The following is a 21,170-nucleotide window of genomic DNA, read 5'->3' as shown; positions in this document are numbered from 1 at the left end:
AAGAGTTGGCGGTTGCCTGCTATAATGAACTACTCGGCCGTACAGACGGACGGGGTTTCAGTAACCTGAATTTTATGGCGATCGCGATTGACTTCGGAACCAGTAACACGGTGATTAGCCGTTGGAATGCCGTCACCCAGCAAGGGGAAACCTTAAAATTGCCCCCGTTTTCCCAACAGTTGGCTCTTAACCCCCCGTTGATCCCCAGTTTGTTGTATTGGCAGGATGTGACGGAGGGTAAGGTGTTGCTGGGGCAACAAGTGCGCGATCGCGGTTTAGATTTGAAGAACGATCCCCGCTTTTTCCGCGACTTTAAACGGGGTATTGGTTCGAGCATTCAGGGGTTTTTACCGGAATTAGACGGCAAAACCATCACCTTTGAACAGGTGGGCGAACAGTTTTTAAATACCCTGATTGCAGAATTACAACAAGAGCAACCTATTGATTCTTTAGTGTTAACGGTTCCGGTCGATAGTTTTGAACTCTATCGTCATTGGTTAACGGGAGTATGTAGTCGGTGGGATATTGAGCAGATTCGCCTTTTAGATGAACCCACGGCCGCGGCTTTGGGCTACGGCACCACGGACGGAGATGTTTTATTGGTGGTAGATTTTGGTGGGGGAACGGTAGATTTTTCCCTGGTTCAGTTGAATCTCTCAGGGGAAGGACAGGATAAAAAACCGATGGGGTTTATCTTAAAGTGGGGAGAGAAACTGTTAGGAGAAAGTTCAGGACAAAAGGTTAAAACGGCGCGAGTTTTAGCGAAAGCGGGCTTAAATTTAGGGGGTTCGGATATTGATCACTGGTTGGCAGATTATTTTGCTCAACAGCAAGGGTTAGAAAAGTCTAGTTTAATTACTCGTTTGGCGGAACGGTTAAAGGTCAAGCTTTCCAGTCAATCCCAAGCCACTGAGGTTTATTTTAATGATGAGACGTTAGAAAGTTATGAGTTGAGTTTAGATCGGGCAATGTTGCGGGATATTTTAACCCAGCAACAGTTTTTTGATCAACTGGATGATTTGATGATTCAAGTATTACAACGGGGGCGTTTACAAGGAATAGAAACCCGCGATATTGATGGGGTGTTATTGGTGGGGGGAACGACCCAAATTCCGGCCGTACAGGAGTGGGTTCAGGGCTATTTTGAGCAGGATAAGATTAAGTCTGAACAGCCTTTTGAGGCGATCGCATGGGGCGCCCTCCAACTGGCGCAAGGTTTTGAAATTAAGGATTTCCTCTATCACAGTTATGGGGTGCGTTACTGGAATCGACGCAATAAATGCCACAGTTGGCATCCCATTATTAAAGCGGGGCAAGGATACCCTACGAATCAGCCCATTGAGTTACTGTTAGGGGCATCCGTGGAAAATCAGCCCAGTATTGAGTTGATTATTGGGGAGTTAGGGGCCGAAAATAGTAGCACAGAGGTCTATTTTGATGGCGATCGCCTGATTACCCGGACGGTGAGTAGTGGAGAGACGGCTGTGCAGCCTTTAAATGATAGCGAGGGAGGGCGCACTATTGCCCAACTGTCGCCCCTAGGGAATCCGGGGAGCGATCGCATTAAAGTTCAATTCCGAGTCGATGAGCAATGTTCTCTGCGCATCACCGTTGAAGACTTATTAACCCAAGAAACCCTATTAGAAGATCGTCCCGTCGTGCAGTTAAGTTAACTCCCCATCCCCCCCATACAACCTCTTCGCTGTCCCCACCCTCTTCCTCGTCCTCCCCGATGCCCTTGGGAGGTTTCCCGTGCCGCACAGCGTTGAAAAGCCCGCAGGTGATTGTTTTGGGATGCCCATTGCAAGTTCACAAAGACTCGTTTTATCTAGGGTCTGCTGAAAAAGTCCAACGCTAGACTCAACAAGGGATGGATCTTAACTTGTCAAGATTGGTCAGCCTTGCACCCTACCCCCTATTCATCAAAGAGATAAAGATCGTTAAAGATAACCAACCACTAGCAAAGAGGAGGAGGGGAACGCACCAGAGGGCCACTTGTTCCGGGAGATGGGAGAGTTGGCGGTTAGCGGTGTAGAGGTTAAAGATCACAATAGTGGCACTGAGGAGAGTTAACAAGCTCATTAGAGTGGGGCCTAGGAGGGTGGAAAAACCACTACAGAGAGCGAGAAAACCGACGGGAAGGGTGGTAGCCCCTGCGAGGAGGAAATCCCCTCCCCAATGACCTTGGCTGGGGAAGATGAGCCGGAGCAGGGCGCTGAGGAGGACTAAACTGGTGAAAGGGATCAGTCCGATCACGATTAATTGAGGCCAGGAAAAACGACCTAGGGTATTGTCCCAGCCTAGGATTACCCCAAGGAGAAAGGCCGCGTGGGCGATCGCACCGTAGATTAAACCCATGACCATTGCGCCCCTAGGATGGAGATGGGGGAAGACTTCACCGAGTCCCCCTTGCGGTTGTAAAAAGAGGCGAACCAACACCCGCCAGAGATTACGGGAAAATTGCTGTAAACTATCCCAATGGAGGAGGAGGGGTTTAAGTTGTCGTCGAGTCTCATTGGCGAGACGATAACCGCTAAAGTCCCCTTGTTCTTGGAAATATAGCGCGGCCTGTTGTAAATCTTGGGCGGCGTGGGAGTCCATTCCTAAATCATGGTAAGCGACCGCCCGATGGTAGTAAGCAAGGGCATAATCGGGAACTAGGGCGATCACCTGATGATAGGCTTCTAGGGCGGATTGGGTATATCCTAACCGATAGCGCGATCGCCCTAAGTAAAAATAAATCTCCCCACATCCCTCCTCAAACTGCAAGACCTGACGACAATTTTCCAATACCTTTTGATCTTGACCCAGCTTATAGTACAACTCCCCCCGTTTTAGGTAAGCCTCCACAAAACTGGGATTGAGTTTAATCGCTTCGCTGTAACACTCAATCGCGGCAGGGTAATTCTGTTGAAACGCTTTTTCTATTCCCTGAATGTACAAGTCCCGATAGGTGTGGGTCGTTTGAGAGGGACTACTTTCTGCCTTGTGGAGTCCTAGCTGTTGGTCATACAAACTACGCTGCACCGAATCCGATAACACCTGATAGGCCTCTGATATCTCCTGAAACTTCTGCTGTGCCTCTTGGTGCGGATTAACATCCGGATGATATTGCCGCGCTAACTGTCGAAAGGATGATCTGATCTCATCAAGACTAGCATCCGGTGAAATATTGAGAATTTGGTAGTAGGTGCGCGAGTTAGACATAACTGAGAGGGAAAGGGTTGGGACTTAAAAATTGAGCGTTGACCACTAATCATTATTCCTGTTTTACCCCAGTTTTCAGCTTTGACGCACCCTATTCTGTGTCTCTACTAGATTCTTCGCTCGTCCCTAATTAGAGTCTGCTGAATAGGGTGCGTCGGAGATCATTCCTGTCTAACCGCAGTTATGATCTCTGACCTACCCTAGCACTATGACTGTTTACTCATATAACCAAGGTTTTTGGGTGGGACCCCAATTGACCAACTCACTATCAGTAAACCAGAGAGCAATTTCACGTTGGGCGGTTTCAATAGCATCGGAACCGTGGATTAAATTGCGACCGACATCCATCCCGTAATCTCCGCGTAGAGTACCCGGTTCAGCGTTGAGGGGGTTGGTTGCCCCGATAATTTTCCGCGCCGAAGCGACTACACCCTCTCCTTCCCAAACCATCGCCACTACAGGACTAGACGTAATAAATTCAACTAAACCTTGGAAAAAGGGGCGTTCTTTATGAACATCATAATGTTGTTCTGCGAGTTCCTTAGAAACGGCCATGAACTTTAGTCCCACAAGGGTGAAGCCTTTGGCTTCAAAACGCTTGATAATTTCTCCGACTAATCCCCGTTGTACACCATCTGGTTTAATCATTAAAAATGTCCGTTCCACGCTAACCTCCTGCTGTTCGCTGATCAATGAATTGACACAGAAGACAGATTAGCTCAGAACGGGTACGGGAGGATAGGGGAAGGCGTAGAATTTGTAACCCACAGGTAGTCCCATTTCCTCAACCTTTCCAGTGCGTCTTAATGCCTCCCCTAGAGATACCGCTTGATCGTATCGTACCGATCATCTAGGGGGGTTTCCTCAAATTTCTTGAGGTGTTTTCGCCACTTATTCAACCAGTCCGCTAGGTGTTCACCACCGGACTGGTGCTGGGCGATCGCATCCTGAAACTGAGGATAGAAAGCTGCAAACCTTACATAGTCATCAATATCCGCGCCCGTTAGATTAAAGCCCCAAGCTTGGGCGATGTTTGCCACACCATCGCGATTCGCTGGACAAGGGGGTTTTAATTGGTCTTGCAGAGTGGGGTCATCACAGACTTTTTGAAAAAAGCCGATTATATCTTCTCGCTGAGACATTACGCCATCATTTGAATCTACCATACTTTATTGTACTGGAAGGGAATGACTGTTCTGGAAAAACTCAGACCTTGCTTTTACAAAACTTATCCCTCAAGGGGTTGTAATCCTGATCCGACTGGAGCGATAGAATTTAAGATTAACTTGGGATGGTCGGCTAAAACCTGATGCAGATTCCATTCATTGCGGAACAACAGGACGGGGCGATTCCAACTGTCTTTAACGGTAATAGTATTAAATAACCGTCCCACTTTTTCTAGGGCTTCCCAACCTCCCTCAACCCAACGGGCGACACTGTAGGATAAGGGTTCTAACTGGGTTTCTACTCCGTATTCGTTCAACATCCGGAACTGGACTACCTCAAACTGCAATTGTCCCACGGCCGCGAGAATGGGATCTCGTCGGAAATCATCGGTGGAGTACATAATTTGTACGGCGCCCTCTTCCCGTAACTGGGTAATGCCTTTATGGAATTGCTTAAATTTAGAGGGGTTGGGGTTTTTCAGGTAAGCGAACATTTCGGGAGAAAAACAGGGAATCCCTTCATACTCTAGGGCTTGGCCGTTATAAATGGTGTCCCCAATGGCAAAGACTCCAGGGTTATTTAAGCCAATCACATCCCCCGGATAGGCTTCTTCGAGGGATTCACGACCTTGAGCAAAGAGTTTTTGCGGTCGAGAGAGACGGACGGTTTTTCCGGTGCGGGCATGACTGACGGTCATATCTTTTTCAAATTTCCCTGTGCAGACCCGAATAAAGGCCACTCGGTCGCGGTGTTTGGGGTCCATATTGGCTTGTAATTTGAAGACAAACCCGGTGAAGTCGGGATAGGTGGGGGGGATATCTCCGAGGGAGGAATGGCGGGATTCGGGCTTTAAGGCGTGCTGGAGGAAGGATTTTAAGAAGAGTTCCACGCCAAAGTTGGTCATAGCACTGCCAAAATAGATGGGGGTCATTTTTCCGGCGTGAACTTGTGCTAAATCGAAATCGTGGGCGATTTCGTCAAGGATTTCTAATTCTTCTTTGAGTTGATAGTAGAGGTCTTGGTCTAATAAGTCCTCAAGGCGAGGATCTCCGAGTTTTATTGTGGTATCGAGGGCGGTTTTGCTGCCATGAGAACGCCGCTCAAACAGGTGAATTTGTTGGCCTGCACGGTCATAGACTCCTTGAAAGCGATCGCCCATGCCGATGGGGTAATTCATGGCGTAGGTTTTTAGGCCGAGTTCCTGTTCAATTTCGTCCAATAATTCTAAGGGTTCTCGCCCGGGACGGTCTAACTTGTTGATGAAGGTGAAAATGGGGAGCGATCGCATTTTACACACTTCAAACAGCTTGCGCGTTTGCGGTTCCAACCCTTTAGCCGCATCAATCAGCATCACCGCATTATCCGCCGCCGCTAACGTGCGGTAAGTATCCTCACTAAAATCTTGGTGTCCGGGAGTATCGAGCAAATTAATCTGATACCCGTCATACTCAAACTGAAGCACCGTCGAAGTAATGGAAATCCCCCGTTGTTGTTCCATTGCCATCCAGTCCGAGGTCGCTTTTCGTTGATCTCGTCGGGATTTCACCGCTCCAGCTTCATGAATGGCTCCACCGTACAACAAGAGTTTCTCGGTGAGGGTGGTTTTCCCGGCGTCAGGGTGGGAAATAATGGCAAAATTGCGGCGAATATTGACCGCTTGTTCTAATTCCGGTAACAATTCTCTGGACATGAATCCTAGGCAATGGAAAGGCTTTTTTCTATTCTAAGGGATTTAGGTTAGGGAATTGATGGGTTGACTTTCCCCGCTCTTGCCTAGTCGGGGATTCACAAGCCGCCCAAAAATGATCCCCCAAATGCCTCATCTTCTTGACCGACCCACCATTCACCTAGGTTCATCAAATCTTGGTGAATATCGGCTAAACGAGCCTCATACTCCTCCGCAGAAAGTTGATCTTGTATCTCCTGCAATTTTCTCAAGCGCAATTGCACCAACAACCAAGGCCTAAACTGGCTGTTGGTCTTTTCTAGGTATTGTGCTAATTCCTCACTGTTCACGGTGGTCTTTCCTCCTAGAATCCAGTGTCTATCATTTTACGGCCTCTTAATGAATGGGCGGAATCGATGAAAGACCTAAGTATAATGAAGTGCGGTGATATTTTGTGCTTCACCCAGATTGCAGTGTTCAGAGGAGGAAGGAACATGGAAACGTTAGCCTACAATCATAGCTATGCTGTCCATGAGGCCATGACCAATCTCGACTATGATTTTTCGAGTTTTCATGAAGACTGGCGCACAATGAAAACCCTCTCATCGGTTGCTTGGTTAGGTGGGATGGGGGTGATTCTCTTAAGTGGTCTGCTCAGTGTCACGTCTCCGGTTTATGCTCAATTGTTGAAACGGGGGATGCAAGGGGAAGCGGTAGCCGAGGTGCAAACGTTACTGAGAAACCGAGGCTATTCTATTATGTATGGGGTTAATGGGGCAGGACGGGGGCAATTTGGACCCCAAACAGAACAGGCTGTGCGCCAGTTTCAAGGGAGTGTGGGGTTGCCTGTGGATGGCATTGTTGGCCCCAATACCCTAACGGCGCTCCGCAGTGGCACGGGGGGCAGCACTCCCCAAGCGGAACCTTCTGCTAATTCGGGCCTATTGGTCTTGGGGTCTCGAGGGGACAGGGTGGCCGAGGTGCAAACTTTGCTCAGAAATTGGGGATATGACATTCCCTATGGGGTGACAGGGGAAATGCGGGGAGTCTTTACCCAAGAGACTTTACAGGCGGTTCGTCAGTTTCAATCTCGTATGGGGCTAATGGTGGATGGTATTGTTGGACCCCAAACTATGGCAGCTTTACGGGGGGGACAGGCTAGTTCTTCTGCGGGGGATAAAACGGGGACAACGGATCAAGGGAATTATATTGTGGTGACGAATGGGAATCGTTTAAATGTGCGTAGTGGTCCGGGGATGAATTATCCTGTTGTGCGATCGCTCCCCGATGGAACCCCCCTTATGGTAGCGAGTCTCTCTAACCCCAATTGGGCCGAAATTGCCCCCGGACAATTCGTTTCAACGGGCTTTATTCGCCAGCGATAAATCACCCGGACTTGAGAATGGATAGGGCTACAGAAACCCGGTTTCTAGTCATACTGTGGCAAAATGTGCCATCTTCCCCCAGAAACTGGGTTTCTTCACATGATCCGTGAGTTGCTTTTTAAATACTCATGTATTAAAGTACAAAAAACCCACTTAATCGATCATGAAATCCCTATCCCGACCCTCTCACCCCTCAAATTCCCGCCATCTGGTTTGTTTAGCCGGGGGAAATCCTTTGTCTCCTTCTGATTCTACCTCAGTTGCTAATGCACCTGTTCCTAACACCCTCTTAAAAAAGACCCTCACCCCATCAGAGGAGTTTGAAGTCACAGTCAAACAGTTAGAAATACAGGGTCAACGGATTAATAGTTTAGCGGAGCAGTTGGCTATGGCCTTGCTGGACTTTAAGGAGTTAGCTACCCAAGTCAATCAAACAAACGCCACGCTTCGACAATCGCCAAATCCGGTGAATTTGCCTCATCCCATCTGCCAGTTTGAAATGGTTACAGTTCCCCGTGTGTACCCTACCCCTCAAGGGGGCTTACGGCTAACCTCTCGTCCCTTGGATTTACTGGAAGCAGAACGAGAAGCGCACTTTTTGGCGATCGCACTCCGTCAGCGCCGTAATCGTTTGTCTCCTCATCCCTAAGTATTAATTCTCAGAACGGTAGAACAAGTTACAGAATCTCTCCCCAAGCTGAAGCATACTAACTTTCATTCATCAACATTAGGGCATAATCAATGCCTAGCTTTTTAACAGATTTGCCATTTGCTCGATTTTATTAAAATTTGATTTTGTGAGGATGTTGCGCCAAAGAATTCAGCCTAAAGAATAGTATCTATAAAATTTTGTTCTTGGGAAATATTGTCTATGGAAACTCACTTACTGCAAGGATTAGCACCCATCAGACGACAGTTAAAATTAATTGCCTGTTTGATGCTTTCTGTCGTGTTTGTTTGGGTCGCAGTCTTACTCAATTTCCTACCTAACCACTCCGTCACCACTTTTGAAGAATTGCCTTTTGTCGTCTCTGTAGAACCCTCTTGAGAAATGGGAAATCGGCAACCTTAACCAGTTAAGCTTGTGTGTATTCACAGTGAACAGGAAGATGTGGGAATTAAGTATTGATAATTGATAATTGATCTAGCTAGTCCTAATGAGGCGTGAACTTTGGTCTATTGTCCTAGTTGCATTGCAGGCGAGCCTTTTTTGCACGACTCAGATAGGTTGGCTATAATTGATAATTGTTCCCTATTCCCTACTCCCTTCCAATGGATGACTTAATCGTTGCCAGCCCAAAAATAGCGCAACAATTGTGCCGGAAACACAAATTTCCCCGGATTCAATCTGCTTAAATGTGTCAGCGAAAGGAATTAAAACTACTTCTAATTCTTCATTATCATCTAAATGTTGTGTTCCTTCTAAAACGGCATTTTCAGCTAAAAAAATATGCACTTGGTTAGTGTCTTGAACTGGACTATCATGAACGGTGGCTAACTTCGACCATTGGCAGGAAATATAGCCCGTTTCTTCTTCTAATTCCCGTTGTGCGGCGGCTAAACTCTCCTCTTCGGCGGGGTCAAATTTTCCCGCCGGGAGTTCCAGTAAAATCTTTTCTACTCCATGACGATATTGGCGCACAAAAACCACATCTTGCTGAGGTGTAACAGGTAGAACTAGGGCGACATCAGGCCGCACATTGATAAAATAATCATCAAGGATCTTGCCACTCGCTAACTGAACGCTGTCTTGGCGAATGGTACACCATTCATTTTGGATAATCCATTTTGAATCGAGTTTTTGCCATTTACGGATTGATGTCATGTCTTTTTGTTATCTGCGCGGGTGAATACTGCTCAAAATTCTATGCAAATTCAGGTTCAACAGTTTACGGTGCATAAAAATGTCCCCCTGACGATTAGTCGCGGTACTCAAGGGGAAAATACTAATCTCTGGCTTCAAATTGAACAGGAGGGGATTACAGGGTGGGGTGAATCTACGCCCTTTTCCGTAGCTGTGGGGGATAAAATGACGGCGGAAAGGCTGGCTGAACAGGTGGAGGCGTTAAAGCCCCATTTAAGCCCTTTTGCCCCTTGGGAATGGCAACAGATTGAGGGGGTTTTCCGGGCGTTTAAGCCCCATCCGGCGGTACAAGCGGGGATTGATGTGGCTTGTCATGATTGGCTGGGAAAACGGGCGAATTTGCCCCTCTGGCAAATGTGGGGGGCGGATTTAAGCCGCATTGTGCCTACCTCGGTGACGGTGGGCATTAGTTCTCCTGAACTAGCACGGCAACGGGTGCGCCAGTGGCGGGAGGTGACGGAAACGCGGGCGATTAAGATCAAGTTGGGGAGTCCAGAGGGGATTGAGGCCGATAGGGCGATGTTACAAGGGGTGCGGGAGGAAGCGCCGGAAGCGGAATTAACAGTAGATGCCAATGGGGGATGGACTCTAGGGGAGGCGCTGGAGATGATGCCTCAGTTGGTGGCGTTGGGGGTGCGTCATTTGGAACAACCGTTAGGGGTGGAGGATGAGGGGGATTATGGGGCGTTGTATGAACGGGCGTTGCTCCCGATTTTTGTGGATGAAAGCTGTTTTAATAGTGGGGATGTGGCGCGGTTGGCGGGGGTGGTGCATGGGATTAATATTAAGTTGATGAAGTCGGGGGGGTTAAGGGAGGCTTGGCGGATGATTCACATGGCGCGTGGACTGGGGTTACAGGTGATGTATGGTTGTTATTCGGATAGTTGTTTGGCCAATAGTGCGATCGCCCAGTTAGGAGCCTTTGCCGATTATTTAGACTTAGATAGTCACTTAAATTTAAAGGATGATCCCTTTACAGGGGCAGTATTACAAGCAGGGCGACTCATTCCCACCCCTCAACCCGGTTTAGGAGTAACGTTAAAATGCAATTAACCACAAAACATCGCGTCGCCGTTTTACTCCATCAAGGAATTCACGATGGCACAGGGAAAACCGGGTTATCTTTTATTCGCTACGGTATGGCCCCGGTGGTGGCGGTGATTGATGCAGATTGTGCAGGGGAATCTTTAGCCACAGTGACGGGGATTGAACAGGATATCCCCATTGTGGCATCGGTGGCAGAAGCGTTAACCTATGAACCGGATGTGCTGCTGATTGGTTTAGCCCCCTCGGGGGGGATTTTACCTGATGATTGGTGGCAGGAGGTTAAACAGGGGGTGCTAGCAGGGTTATCCGTAGTGAATGGCTTACATACCCCGATGGCCCAGCTAGTGGAAGAGTTGCCGAGTCAAACCTTGGCCCAAGGTCAATGGATTTGGGATATTCGTCAAGAACCAGAAGGCTTAGGCATTGGTGGGGGGCGGGCCCGTGCTTTAACTTGTCAACGCATCCTGACGGTGGGAACAGATATGGCGGTGGGGAAAATGTCCACCAGTTTGGAGTTGTGGAAAGCGGCTCAACGAAAGGGGATTAGAACCGGATTTGTGGCCACTGGACAGGCCGGGTTAATGATTGCGGGAACAGGGATTCCCTTGGATGCGATTCGGGTGGATTTTGCGGCGGGTGCGGTGGAACAGGCCCTGTTAGCCGTGGGGAGGGATTGTGATTTGGTCTTCATTGAAGGTCAAGGCTCCCTACTCCATCCGGGATCCACGGCCACCTTACCCTTAATTCGGGGCAGTCAACCCACGGGTTTAATTTTAGTCCACCGGGCGGGGCAAAAAACGATCAATCGTTGCCCAGAAGTGTCGATTCCTCCCTTGCCAGAGGTAGTACGTTTATATGAGATGGTCGGACGAGCGGGGGGGGCTTTTGGGGAAACTCCGGTGCGGGGAATTGCTTTGAATACGTTCCATTGGGGAGAACAGGCGGCCAAGGAGGCGATCGCACAAGTCACCGCCGAAACAGGTCTACCCTGTACCGACGTAGTGCGATTCGGGGCAGACATTCTCTTAGAAGCCACCCATTAGCCCCTTTAGAAGTGTTGAATCCTGTCATTGCGAGGGGAGGGGAAACGTTAAACTTGAAGATAGACCAGAAAAGTCCCCCGAAGCAATCCCTTCTCTACTCAAAGTTTGAGGTCAGAAACCGGGTTTTTCACAGCAGACCCTACCAAGGCGTACCAATCAACGTAAACGTACTCCAATAATAAGGGTGACTAAAATCTAAATCCCCCAACCCCGCCAACTCCTCCGTCAACCTTACCCGCTCATTAGGCGTAATTAACTCCCCTCCCTCCGTCCTCACATTACCCCGCAACATATCCAACTGCGCACGCCGCAACGCCTCCGACTTAATCGGCGCCTCCCGCAACTGTTGATAGAAATTCGTCATCATCCCCAACGTTCCCGCATCACTAATTTTCCACAAACTCCCCATCGCCGACTTCACCCCAGCCAACACCGCAAACCCTGCAAACCCTAACTCCGCCTCCGTATCCCCCAGCGCCGTCTCACAAGCACTCAACACAATCAACTCCACCGGAGGGTCATGTAACCCCAACGTTCTCAACTCATCCAACCCCAACTTATTCGACCCCCCTAGACTAATATAAGAATCACTAGGACTCCCCGACTGAAAATTCCCGTGGGTGGCAAAATGCAGCATCCGAAACGGCGTTTCACGACGAGCTTGAATCAAACGCTCCGTCGTAAAGTCATTATTCATATAAGACTCCCCATTCCAGACCTGATTCGTTAAAACATCCAACTCCACCGACACCGCAGGTAAAGGTTGTTCATCTGGGAACTCCTCCGCCCCCATCGCCAACAGAGGGAAATCCTGCACATTCACATAGGTTAAATCCGTCAACGCCAGACTGGGCATTAAACTGAGGCTATAGCGCTCAATTAAAAAACCCTCCCCATCATGGAGCGCCGCCAAAGGCACAGAACGCAATCCACTATCCACAATAAACGTTAAATGCCCAATCCCTCGGGCTTGTAACTCCTCCTCCATCGGGGCAATTAACCACTCATAGAGCTTTTGCCCCGATTCTAAATAAGCATGACGGCGAGAATTGGTGACACCCATTCGGAAGCGAGCCGCCGTAGACATAACCAATTCCCGAGTCATCCCCACACGCTTGGCAAGGGTACTATCTGCTGTCACCAGCATGACATAGAGTTGGTCTAAATCATTAGGAGGTTGAGGCTCTGTGGTTTGACCGAGGGCAGGAACAAACAGAGCGTACATAATAGCGGGTTGAATACCTGTTTGACCCGCCACATTGCGTAAACTGCTCTGAGTGGTGGCAATATTAATTACGCCCCCATCATCATCATCATCACTACTGCTGGAATTACTCCCACTTTCGCTCTCAGTCTCAGAAGTCTCTCCCTCCTGAGAGTTACTAGCATAATCATCTGAGTTAGATGTGCTGTCTCCTTCGTTAGAGTTATTAGAACGACTCTCGGAGTTAGATTGGGTTTCACCATTTCCCGATTCACCGGAGTTAACATTAGATGAGCCAGTCTTTGATGAACTAATATCTATATTGCTTTGGGCGAAATAGTTTCCAAATGCTTCAGTCATCGATGTATCAGCCACCTCCATTGAAACAAACTGCATCGCTTCGGACTGTTGATTGCTGCTCGCCCAACTGCCAAAATCAGATACAGACTTCTCGCTCGCTTGCGCACCCATCTCAGGGCTGACTGTAACCAAGAAATCAGTCATGGTGGGAGGAAGCACCAGATTCGTCACAGTGGGGGGGGTTAGAACAGTGGGGGGGGTTAGATTGGTTAAACTAAACCAATTATTCACCGTTCCCACTATGGCACTCACTTGATAGCTTCCCCCTAAATTATTGGCTGTAAATAAGGTTTGAGCTATGCCGTTGCCATCGGTCTGAATGCTGGACTGGCTGGCTAATCCCCCCGCACCCCCGCCTAAAACCGAGAAGTTAACCCAAGCGTTGGGAATCACATTGCCATATTGGTCTTTAACTTGCACCTGTAGCAGTTGAGTAAAAGCCGTGTTGATGTTGGCGCTTTGGTTATCCCCTCCCAAAATGAAGACTTGAGCGGGTGCGTCAGGATTGTTAGTCAGGTTAAATTGACGGTTGGCGGCTCCGGCGGCGGCGGTGACTTGATAGGTTCCAGCGATAATGTTGGCGGTGAAGGGGGTTTGAGCGCGTCCGTTCACATCAGTGGTGACGCTGGCTTGGGTGGCGGTGCCACTGGCTCCTGTACCCGGTACGGCAAAGTCAACGGTGGCGTTGGGAATCAGGTTGTTAAATTGGTCGCGTACTTCCACCTGTAAAGAATCAGCAAAGGCTGTGTTCACCGTGGTTTGTTGGTTATTGCCCCCCATGATATTGAGATTGGCGGGTGCGTCGGGATTGTTGGTGAGGTTGAATTGTTGGCTTAATGCTCCTAATTCTGCGGTGACTTGATAAGTCCCAGCAACAGTATTGGCCGTTGCATTTAAGGCCGCGACTCCACTCCCATTAGTGGTCATCGTTTGACTAGCATTATTTAAACTACTGCCTGTACTGGGGGCAGTGAATGTAATATTGGCACCAGAAAGACCTGTGTTGGTTTCTATATTGATGACTTGAACTTGAAGAGGATTAGCAAAGGCGGTGTTTACGGTGCTGCTTTGATTGTCACCATTGAGGATGTTGAGGGCAAAACCTCGAAACTCAAAAGCTCCCATATCCACTGTTCCCTCGGAGACTCGGTTAAATCCCCGTTGGTCTGTAGTGAGGCTGGTTGTTCCCCCACCATTAATCGCAGGGCTATTATAGGCTAGAGCATGGGTTTGGATGTTGCCACCATAGTCTCCGAGGGGGAGGAGTAGGGGGTCTACACCCACCAGATTTCCATTAACTCCGTGTGTTGGAACCCCACTGCCACTCATGCCATCCGTACTAAAGATTAGGCTATGGCTGATATTGAATGTGGGACTATTCGCTGTGTAGATATCAGGTCCGTTGGGAGAACTGTTATGGGCAATGATGCTATTGGTAATTGTGTGAGTGTCACTATGCTCAAGGTGAATCCCGCCGCCCCAGTTAGCACTGTTCCCAGAGATGGTACTATTGGTTACGTTGACTGTACCGCCAGAAATCCCGCCGCCGCTATCGTTAGCACTGTTCCCAGAGATGGTACTATTGGTTACGTTGACTGTACCGCCAGAAATCCCGCCGCCGCTATCGTTAGCACTGTTCCCAGAGATGGTGCTATTGGTGATGTTGACTGTACCATAGCTATGAATCCCACCGCCGAACTCCTGATTTGCTGTATTTCCGGAGATGGCACTATTGAAAATGTTCACTACATTACCCCGAATTCCACCACCGTGATGGCTCACACTGTTTTCAGAGATGGTGCTATTCATTACATTGAGAGTCGCATCGCTCCAAATTCCAGCACCCCAAACTCCAGTATTTCCACGGATTGTACTATTTTCTACAGTTAATGTTCCTGTTCCTTTATGGAGAACTCCCCCACCTTCATCCAACCCATTGGCATAGCCATTCTGAATTCTCAAATTGCGTAGGGTGGCGTTCGCCGCATCAATATTGAAAATGCGGTTTGTTCCTCCACCATCTAGGATGATACTCTGCCCATTCCCATCAATGGTTAAATCATTCGTTAACCAACCAATCTCACTGGCTAAGTTAATCGTCCCAGAAAGACTTAAAATAATACTATCCCCTGCTGCTGCTGCCCCAATTTGCCCACGCAGTGACCCCGCTACACTATTATCCGGATCATCATCCAGATTCGTAACCGTTAAGGTGGCTAATTTCCCATCCCAATGGGCTAATACCCCACTCTGAAAGGGATTCAACGCCTCAATCGACCCTGTGCTATATTCTAACTCCCAATTCCCCCCATACCCCTCACTGCCAATGGCCGTTAATGACCCCGCTACATCGGCCCCTGTGGCGCTGGCTATCTGATTTAATAAACTCTCCCCGGCAACGCCTAACGCTGTATAACAAGCATAAATTAAGATATCTGCGGTTTGACTCAAAGCACTCCGCCATCCTTGCATCTGCCCTTCATACTGCCCAATACTCTCTGAGTTTATCCAACTGTTCCCTAACCAAAAGTTCCCCTTGTGACCTTCCGCTACGATGTTTAAGGCTTCTAAACTTCCCCCCTGTTGGCTGAAGTTCTGCAATTTTTCACTAATCACAACCATCCCATCTCTATCACGGGGGACTATCTCACTGATGGTTCCTCGATTCCCCCCATATAACAGGTCTTGGTTGTTGTCTACTCGACTATCGATGAAGGTATAGGCTAAGGGGTCGGTTAAATTCTGAGGAAATAAGACTACGGTGGGGTTAGTCTGTACTAAGTCATAATCTAAGGGTTTGACTTGTCCGGCGGCCATTAAGGTGATGCTTTGCCCCTGAATTCCCCCAGCAATCACGGTGTCTCCGGTTTGAATGGAGGTGCTTTGTCCGCCAGAGATTAAGCGGGCTGTGCCGTCTGGGTTTTCTTCCAGACTTTCTGCTACGCCGAGGTTAGAGTTCCCGGTGAGGTAACGGGGAATATCCACAGCCCGGATTCCGGTGACTCCTTGGGGTAGGGTGACTCCATCTTCTAAGGGGACGGCATCAAGCACTAAGTTGAGTAGCATTCCCTCCTGAGAGATTTTGATTTGGCGTTCTCCGGGGACGGCGCTGATGGTGACGTTGCCGTTGGGGGTTTCAATGGTTCCGGTGTTAACAATTCCCCCACCAATTAACCAGAGGTTTTGACCATTTTCTAGGGCTAATTTTCCTTCGTTAATAATAAAACTAGGGGTCTTTTGGTCGAAGATAAAACTTGAGGGATTGCCGCTTAAATCGCGATAAGTATTTTTGCCATAGGCCTTAAAATAGCCACCTGTAAAACCGATACGGGTGGCGGTGGTGGCGAAGAAGTCGCCGGGGACATTTAATTGACTATTGGGACCGAAAATAATTCCGGCTGGGTTCATTAAGTAGAGGTTAGCGTTGCTGCCTGTGAGTTGGACTAAACCGTTGATGACAGAAGGATCTCCGCCTACAACACGACCTAAAACGTTGCGGAGGTTAGGGGTGGTGAGGAAATGGGCGATTTGGTCGGAATTTAGCCCAAATTGGGCGAAACTGTGGAATAAGTTCTGTTGGTCGGGGGAGAGGGTGCCGCCGGAAATGTTGATGGTTGTGCCGTCGGAGTTAATGAGGGTGCCGGTGCCATCATGGGCGGGGGTGATTTGAGCTAGGGCAGGAAGGGGGGAGAATCCTAAGACCAATAAGCTGAGGAGAACATCAGAGGGAATATTCATAATGTGCATTGCTTTTGAGCAGTTAAAGTCCAGGTTCTTTAAACTATTATAAAGAAGGTTGCTCAGGATTTATAAGGTTTTTGGATTAAATCGCTATTGTGGGATGTAAAGATTTCATGAAGTTTATTTTTGTTCATAATGAACTTGGGCTTTGATGTAGACATCAATCTTTAATTAGGGCTTACTGAATAACTCTACTCGTGGGGCTAGGGAACAGGGGGAGTCGAAAAAAGGCAGGCCTTTTTGATTATTTATCTCTAAAACCTTGCAGTTTCTCGCTCTTAAAATGCTCCAAAGCCCTATTAACATTGATTAGAGGGATATTCAGCAGACCCTAATTAAAGATGGCTTAATATAACTTCAAATTACCTTGTTGCCTCTAGCATCCGGTTTTATTCAGTAAGCCCTAATTCTTCCTCCCCCCACTCTCCCCAGCAATTTCAGTGAGAAAATAAGAACATGGACTTAGAAGACGCTTAAGGATTGCCACCTGTTATGAAAACCCTCAAAACCACCGCCACAGTCACCGCCGATGGGATGTTAATTGCCAAAACGCCTAATGTGTCTCCGGGCGGTTATCAGGCTGTGATTGCTCTGGATAGCCCCAGTAGTGCGCCGCTTTTCCCGGATATCCAAGGCCATTGGGCGCAACCGTTTATTGAAGCGCTGGCCAGACAAGGGATTATCACTGGGTTTCCTGATGGTACGTTTCGCCCGAATCAAGCGGTGAATCGGGCGCAGTTTGCGGCTTTGATTCAAGCGGCGTTAAGGCGGCCGGCGGTGCGGCCAGGGATTCAATTTAGGGATGTGGCGGGGACGTTTTGGGCGGCTCAAGCGATTAATAATGCTTACACGATGGGTTTTATTTCGGGTTTCCCGAATCAAGAGTTTCGCCCCCATCTGGAAATCCCGAAAGTGCAGGCTTTGGTGGCGTTGGCTAATGGTTTAAGGATTGAACTCCCCCACATCCCGGATGTGAATTTGGCAGATTATTATCTCGATGCGGCGACTATTCCGGCCTATGCTATTGAACCGATTAAAAATGCGACTCGGGCGAGTTTGGTGGTGAATCATCCTAATGTTAAGCAGTTAAACCCGAATCAGCCTGCGACAAGGGGGGAAGTGGCGGCGATGATTTATCAGGCTATGGTTTACTCGGGGCAGGTGGGGGATATTTTCTCTAATTTTATTGTTAGTCCGCCCCAACCTGCGACGGTGGCGGTGAGTCATCAACGGGAGTTTCGGGGGGTGTGGGTGCCGGTGATTTGGAATCGGACGTTTCCCTCAAAACGGGGGATGTCTACGGCGGAACAACAGGCGGAAATTCGTAAAATTACGGATGCGATTCGGGATTTGAAGTTAAATGCGGTTTGTGTGCAGATTCGCCCGGAGGGGGATACGCTTTATGCGTCGGGGCGGGAACCTTGGACGGCTTGGTTGTCGGGGGTGCAGGGACAACCGCCCCATCCGTTCTATGATCCGTTGGAGATGTGGATTCAAGAATGCCATGCTCGCAATATTGAGTTTCACGCTTGGTTTAATCCTTACCGGGCGAGGAGTGCTAATCAGACCTATACGACGGTTCCTCCTCATATTGGGGTGGTTCATCCGGGATCTGTCGTACGCTATGGCAATGACGAATGGATGGATCCGGGTCAGCAGGTGGTGATTGACCGCACTTGTGAGGTGATTCTAGATGTGGTGCGTCGTTATGATGTGGATGGAATCCAGATTGATGATTATTTCTATCCTTACCCGATTCAGGGGGTGTCGTTTCCGGATCAGGAGACCTATCAGGCTTATCAGCAGCAGGGGGGGACGTTATCCTTGGCCAATTGGCGGAGGGATAATGTAAATCGTGTGGTGGAACGTTTGGCGCGGGAGATTCGGCAGGCGAAAGCTCATGTGAAGTTTGGGATTAGTCCCTTTGGGATTTATCGACCGGGGGAACCGGAGGGGATTCGGGGGTTGAGTCAGTTTGATGATCTCTATGCGGATCCGAAGAAGTGGTTGGCGGAGGGCTGGGTGGATTATATTGCTCCTCAGTTGTACTGGAAGATTGACCCTCCGGCGCAAAGTTATCCGGTGCTGTTGAAGTGGTGGACGGATAATAATCCGAGGGGGGCGCATATTTATGTGGGGAATAATGTGGCGCGTTTGTCTAGTAATACTTGGGATGTGAATGAGTTTGAACGACAGGTGGAGATTACGCGGGGGATGGCGGGTCAACGGGCACTGGGCAATATTTTCTATTATATGAATCCCTTTCTGGAGAATTGGCAGGGATTGACGGAGGCGTTTAAGAGCCGGGTTTATGTGAAACCTGCGTTGGTGCCGTTGATGGCGGGGAAACCGAGTCAACGGCCGATGATTCCGGCTCGGGTGCGGGTGGTGAATGGTCAGTTGGCTTGGGATGCGACGAATGTGGGGGAGGTGCGGGCTTGGTCGTTGTATCAACAGGTTTCGGGTCGTTGGGAGTTACGGGATATTTTGCCGTCTGGAACGCGCCGGGTGACGGTGCCGGCTGGGACTTATGGGGTGGCTACGGTGAATCGTTTGGGGGTGGAAAGTGAGGCGGTGGTGGTGACGGTGCGTTGAGGGTGGTTTTTCTGGGTCGGGGTGGGTTGGGTTTTGCCCCGACTGTCCATTGATGGGAGGTTGTGATGCGTTTATTCTATGGTTTGGCTCTGGTGTTAGGTTTGACGGGATGGGGGGGGGCTGTGTTGGCGCAGTCTTGGCCGACGGGGTTACATTGTGAGTCGGTGGAGATGCCGTCGGAGGTTGAGGAGCCGATGGATGGGGTGAGGGTGGGGGATTTTCGCTTTTGTGGGGGGGATGTGGCGGGGGCGATTGCGGCTTATGAGGGGGTGTTGGGGCAATTGTTGCCGGAACAGGAGATGGAGCGGGTTTATGTGCAGTTACGGTTAGCCCGGGCGTTGGTGGTGGTGGGTGAGTTGGAGGGGGCTTGGGGGATGTATCGGGAGGCGATCGCACAAGATCCGTTGTATGGTCGGATTTTGGATGATCGTCAGTACAGTCCTTTGGGGGAACCGGTGACGGATGGGGGGGTGGAGGGGGAGGCGAATAAGGCTCCGGTGTTTGTTGATGGTCCGGTGAGTGCGATCGCCTATTTTGAATTAGGTTGGGCTTTAGAGCAAGGAGAACGCTGGACTGAGGCGGTGGAGGCTTATCAAAAAGCCATTGAAATTAACCCCCAGTTGGCTTTTGCTCACAGTCGTCTCGGATATACCCTATTTCGTTTAGAAGACTATGATCAAGCCCAAGTCGCCTTAGAACGAGCGCTCGATCTCAACCCAGAATTAGTCTGGGCTTATTATGATTTGGGCTATCTCTTCACTTGGATTCATCAAGCCAATTTAGCCTTTCCCCTGTTTCGTCAGGTGATAGAGTTCCACACGGCCTTACAACCTTTTGGCGAGGATGATAAGGATGCAATCGTTTATCAGATGATTGGGGATGTTTTCATGGAACAAGGAACCTTTGCCCCAGCTGCCCAAGCTTATGAACAGGCTATTTTTTTAGCTCCCCAACAAAGTTGGGTCTATTTCCGTTTGGGAGTGGCTTTAGTGAACGTAGGGCAGGAATCTAAGGCCAGAGAGGCGTTCCGTGAGGCCGTATCCCGCTTGCCCAATGATGCTATCCCTTATAACAATACGATGGCCTTAGATTTAGCCCAAGCGTTAATCCTTGAACAGCAATGGGCAAGAGCAAAAGCGGTGATTGAGGAGGTGTTAAATCGATCCCCCCATTCTATTCGAGGTCAGCAACTGTTAGAACAAGTTGAGCGTCAGCGTTGAGCGATCTTGTGAACTCCAGTTATCAAAAATTCCGGCTTATCATAAGAAGGTCGCTTTTATTGGCAGCCATGAAAGTTCTTTGCAAATTCAATTGTTATTACTTCATCCTGATCTTTACGATCCTACCGGGGCAAAAACGTTTTATTTGGAAAAATGGGACACCTCCCTACGATATGAAATCACTTGTGATAGTCCTCTGAGTCATCAAGAATTAGTAGAGGGAGCTAAACATTTAACAGGTTGGATACAAAATAAAATTCGTCGTAGTGATCGATTTAGGAGGCGTAAATGAATTATTCAGAAATCAAAGACAAAATTGAACAAAATATGTCAGAGGCTCATGTAAAAATTCAAGATTTACGCATTCAACCGGATCAATATATGGGGTGGCATATTGTAGTTATTTCTTCAGATTTTGCTGGAAAAGCTCAATCAGAACGGCAAAAAATAGTCCTAGATGGACTAGAATCCCTAACCATTCAATGGTTAGATTTACTCACCCCTCAAGAACAAGAATGGGCAGGTTCTCTTCCCCTTGATGCCCCCCTAGACTTGCCTCTATGGCCCGAAGCATTAGCACGCCCCAGTCATGATGAAGTTGAACGTTATAAAGTACCAGACTTATACTTATCCGGCATTGGAATGACGAGGAAAGGTCAAGCGGAATAGTA

The 21,170-nt window shown here is 48.8% G+C and carries 17 protein-coding genes; 10 read left to right on the top strand and 7 right to left on the bottom strand.

The window, feature by feature from the left end; translation table 11 throughout:
• The first annotated feature begins 74 nt into the window (after positions 1 to 74).
• Positions 75 to 1,673 carry an Hsp70 family protein gene (locus K4A83_RS00350; protein WP_407809765.1) on the top strand — a complete coding sequence of 533 codons (1,599 nt, stop codon included), beginning with the start codon at positions 75 to 77 and terminating at the stop codon, positions 1,671 to 1,673.
• Between the two features lie 235 nt (positions 1,674 to 1,908).
• On the opposite strand, the gene K4A83_RS00345 is transcribed toward K4A83_RS00350, so the two are convergent.
• The 5 genes from K4A83_RS00345 to K4A83_RS00325 all read right to left on the bottom strand — a co-directional run bounded on the left by K4A83_RS00345 (position 1,909) and on the right by K4A83_RS00325 (position 6,390).
• Positions 1,909 to 3,207 carry a J domain-containing protein gene (locus tag K4A83_RS00345; RefSeq protein WP_265262378.1) on the bottom strand — a complete coding sequence of 433 codons (1,299 nt, stop codon included), beginning with the start codon at positions 3,205 to 3,207 and terminating at the stop codon, positions 1,909 to 1,911.
• Positions 3,208 to 3,423: 216 nt separating this feature from the next.
• Positions 3,424 to 3,873: a nucleoside-diphosphate kinase gene (gene ndk, locus K4A83_RS00340; RefSeq protein ID WP_265262377.1), complete on the bottom strand. Its 450-nt coding sequence runs from the start codon at positions 3,871 to 3,873 to the stop codon at positions 3,424 to 3,426.
• 149 nt (positions 3,874 to 4,022) lie between these two features.
• Positions 4,023 to 4,373, bottom strand: coding sequence for a Nif11-like leader peptide family natural product precursor (locus tag K4A83_RS00335; protein WP_265262376.1), 351 nt, complete (start codon positions 4,371 to 4,373; stop codon positions 4,023 to 4,025).
• 62 nt (positions 4,374 to 4,435) lie between these two features.
• Positions 4,436 to 6,064 carry a peptide chain release factor 3 gene (gene prfC, locus K4A83_RS00330; RefSeq protein WP_265262375.1) on the bottom strand — a complete coding sequence of 543 codons (1,629 nt, stop codon included), beginning with the start codon at positions 6,062 to 6,064 and terminating at the stop codon, positions 4,436 to 4,438.
• 95 nt (positions 6,065 to 6,159) lie between these two features.
• Complete coding sequence (locus K4A83_RS00325) at positions 6,160 to 6,390, bottom strand: hypothetical protein (protein WP_265262374.1); 231 nt, start codon at positions 6,388 to 6,390, stop codon at positions 6,160 to 6,162.
• Between the two features lie 144 nt (positions 6,391 to 6,534).
• On the opposite strand from K4A83_RS00325, the gene K4A83_RS00320 reads away from it, so the two are divergent.
• From K4A83_RS00320 to K4A83_RS00310, 3 genes are all read left to right on the top strand, one after another.
• A complete protein-coding gene (locus K4A83_RS00320; RefSeq protein WP_265262373.1) occupies positions 6,535 to 7,425 on the top strand; it encodes a peptidoglycan-binding protein in 891 nt (296 codons plus the stop codon).
• A gap of 163 nt (positions 7,426 to 7,588) precedes the next feature.
• On the top strand, positions 7,589 to 8,074 hold the full coding sequence (locus K4A83_RS00315; RefSeq protein ID WP_265262372.1) for a hypothetical protein: 486 nt from the start codon (positions 7,589 to 7,591) through the stop codon (positions 8,072 to 8,074).
• Between the two features lie 222 nt (positions 8,075 to 8,296).
• A complete protein-coding gene (locus K4A83_RS00310) occupies positions 8,297 to 8,473 on the top strand; it encodes a hypothetical protein (RefSeq protein ID WP_265262371.1) in 177 nt (58 codons plus the stop codon).
• Positions 8,474 to 8,677: 204 nt separating this feature from the next.
• On the opposite strand, the gene K4A83_RS00305 is transcribed toward K4A83_RS00310, so the two are convergent.
• The gene (locus tag K4A83_RS00305; protein WP_265262370.1) at positions 8,678 to 9,250 is read right to left on the bottom strand and encodes an NUDIX hydrolase; all 573 of its coding nucleotides are present in this window, start codon (positions 9,248 to 9,250) and stop codon (positions 8,678 to 8,680) included.
• A 42-nt stretch (positions 9,251 to 9,292) separates the two neighbouring features.
• Here K4A83_RS00305 and K4A83_RS00300 point away from each other — a divergent pair, with 42 nt between their 5' ends.
• Complete coding sequence (locus K4A83_RS00300; protein WP_265262369.1) at positions 9,293 to 10,342, top strand: dipeptide epimerase; 1,050 nt, start codon at positions 9,293 to 9,295, stop codon at positions 10,340 to 10,342.
• On the top strand, positions 10,333 to 11,379 hold the full coding sequence (locus tag K4A83_RS00295; protein WP_265262368.1) for a DUF1611 domain-containing protein: 1,047 nt from the start codon (positions 10,333 to 10,335) through the stop codon (positions 11,377 to 11,379). Before K4A83_RS00300 ends, K4A83_RS00295 begins: the two co-directional genes overlap by 10 nt.
• 139 nt (positions 11,380 to 11,518) lie before the next feature.
• Here K4A83_RS00295 and K4A83_RS00290 read toward each other — a convergent pair whose 3' ends face one another.
• Positions 11,519 to 16,690, bottom strand: a complete 5,172-nt coding sequence (locus tag K4A83_RS00290; protein ID WP_265262367.1) for a CHAT domain-containing protein — start codon at positions 16,688 to 16,690, stop codon at positions 11,519 to 11,521.
• Positions 16,691 to 17,176: 486 nt separating this feature from the next.
• On the opposite strand from K4A83_RS00290, the gene K4A83_RS00285 reads away from it, so the two are divergent.
• The 4 genes from K4A83_RS00285 (at position 17,177) to K4A83_RS00270 (ending at position 21,168) form a co-directional block, all read left to right on the top strand.
• Positions 17,177 to 19,279 (top strand): glycoside hydrolase family 10 protein, encoded by a 2,103-nt coding sequence (locus K4A83_RS00285; protein WP_265262366.1) that lies wholly within the window; start codon positions 17,177 to 17,179, stop codon positions 19,277 to 19,279.
• Between the two features lie 65 nt (positions 19,280 to 19,344).
• Positions 19,345 to 20,499, top strand: coding sequence for a tetratricopeptide repeat protein (locus K4A83_RS00280; RefSeq protein WP_265262365.1), 1,155 nt, complete (start codon positions 19,345 to 19,347; stop codon positions 20,497 to 20,499).
• The gene (locus K4A83_RS00275; protein WP_265262364.1) at positions 20,483 to 20,791 is read left to right on the top strand and encodes a hypothetical protein; all 309 of its coding nucleotides are present in this window, start codon (positions 20,483 to 20,485) and stop codon (positions 20,789 to 20,791) included. The genes K4A83_RS00280 and K4A83_RS00275 overlap by 17 nt, the downstream gene beginning before the upstream one ends.
• A complete protein-coding gene (locus K4A83_RS00270) occupies positions 20,788 to 21,168 on the top strand; it encodes a BolA family protein (RefSeq protein WP_265262363.1) in 381 nt (126 codons plus the stop codon). The genes K4A83_RS00275 and K4A83_RS00270 overlap by 4 nt, the downstream gene beginning before the upstream one ends.
• Positions 21,169 to 21,170: the final 2 nt, after the last annotated feature.

It is taken from the genome of Spirulina subsalsa FACHB-351 (assembly GCF_026130165.1).
In the GTDB taxonomy this organism is placed as follows: Bacteria; Cyanobacteriota; Cyanobacteriia; order Cyanobacteriales; family Spirulinaceae; genus Spirulina_A; species Spirulina_A subsalsa_A.
The sequence above is the reverse complement of the archived record's forward strand: the minus strand, read 5'-3'. Positions and strand labels throughout refer to the sequence as shown.

What these genes read in the sequence shown, in the direction of transcription:
- K4A83_RS00305 (WP_265262370.1), bottom strand. Translation starts at nt 9,250, where the DNA reads ATGACATCAATCCGTAAATGGCAAAAACTCGATTCAAAATGGATTATC.
- K4A83_RS00335 (WP_265262376.1), bottom strand. Translation starts at nt 4,373, where the DNA reads ATGGTAGATTCAAATGATGGCGTAATGTCTCAGCGAGAAGATATAATC.
- prfC (WP_265262375.1), bottom strand. Translation starts at nt 6,064, where the DNA reads ATGTCCAGAGAATTGTTACCGGAATTAGAACAAGCGGTCAATATTCGC.
- K4A83_RS00320 (WP_265262373.1), top strand. Translation starts at nt 6,535, where the DNA reads ATGGAAACGTTAGCCTACAATCATAGCTATGCTGTCCATGAGGCCATG.
- K4A83_RS00290 (WP_265262367.1), bottom strand. Translation starts at nt 16,690, where the DNA reads ATGCACATTATGAATATTCCCTCTGATGTTCTCCTCAGCTTATTGGTC.
- K4A83_RS00280 (WP_265262365.1), top strand. Translation starts at nt 19,345, where the DNA reads ATGCGTTTATTCTATGGTTTGGCTCTGGTGTTAGGTTTGACGGGATGG.
- K4A83_RS00315 (WP_265262372.1), top strand. Translation starts at nt 7,589, where the DNA reads ATGAAATCCCTATCCCGACCCTCTCACCCCTCAAATTCCCGCCATCTG.
- K4A83_RS00345 (WP_265262378.1), bottom strand. Translation starts at nt 3,207, where the DNA reads ATGTCTAACTCGCGCACCTACTACCAAATTCTCAATATTTCACCGGAT.
- K4A83_RS00310 (WP_265262371.1), top strand. Translation starts at nt 8,297, where the DNA reads ATGGAAACTCACTTACTGCAAGGATTAGCACCCATCAGACGACAGTTA.
- K4A83_RS00270 (WP_265262363.1), top strand. Translation starts at nt 20,788, where the DNA reads ATGAATTATTCAGAAATCAAAGACAAAATTGAACAAAATATGTCAGAG.
- K4A83_RS00295 (WP_265262368.1), top strand. Translation starts at nt 10,333, where the DNA reads ATGCAATTAACCACAAAACATCGCGTCGCCGTTTTACTCCATCAAGGA.
- K4A83_RS00300 (WP_265262369.1), top strand. Translation starts at nt 9,293, where the DNA reads ATGCAAATTCAGGTTCAACAGTTTACGGTGCATAAAAATGTCCCCCTG.
- K4A83_RS00350 (WP_407809765.1), top strand. Translation starts at nt 75, where the DNA reads ATGGCGATCGCGATTGACTTCGGAACCAGTAACACGGTGATTAGCCGT.
- K4A83_RS00285 (WP_265262366.1), top strand. Translation starts at nt 17,177, where the DNA reads ATGAAAACCCTCAAAACCACCGCCACAGTCACCGCCGATGGGATGTTA.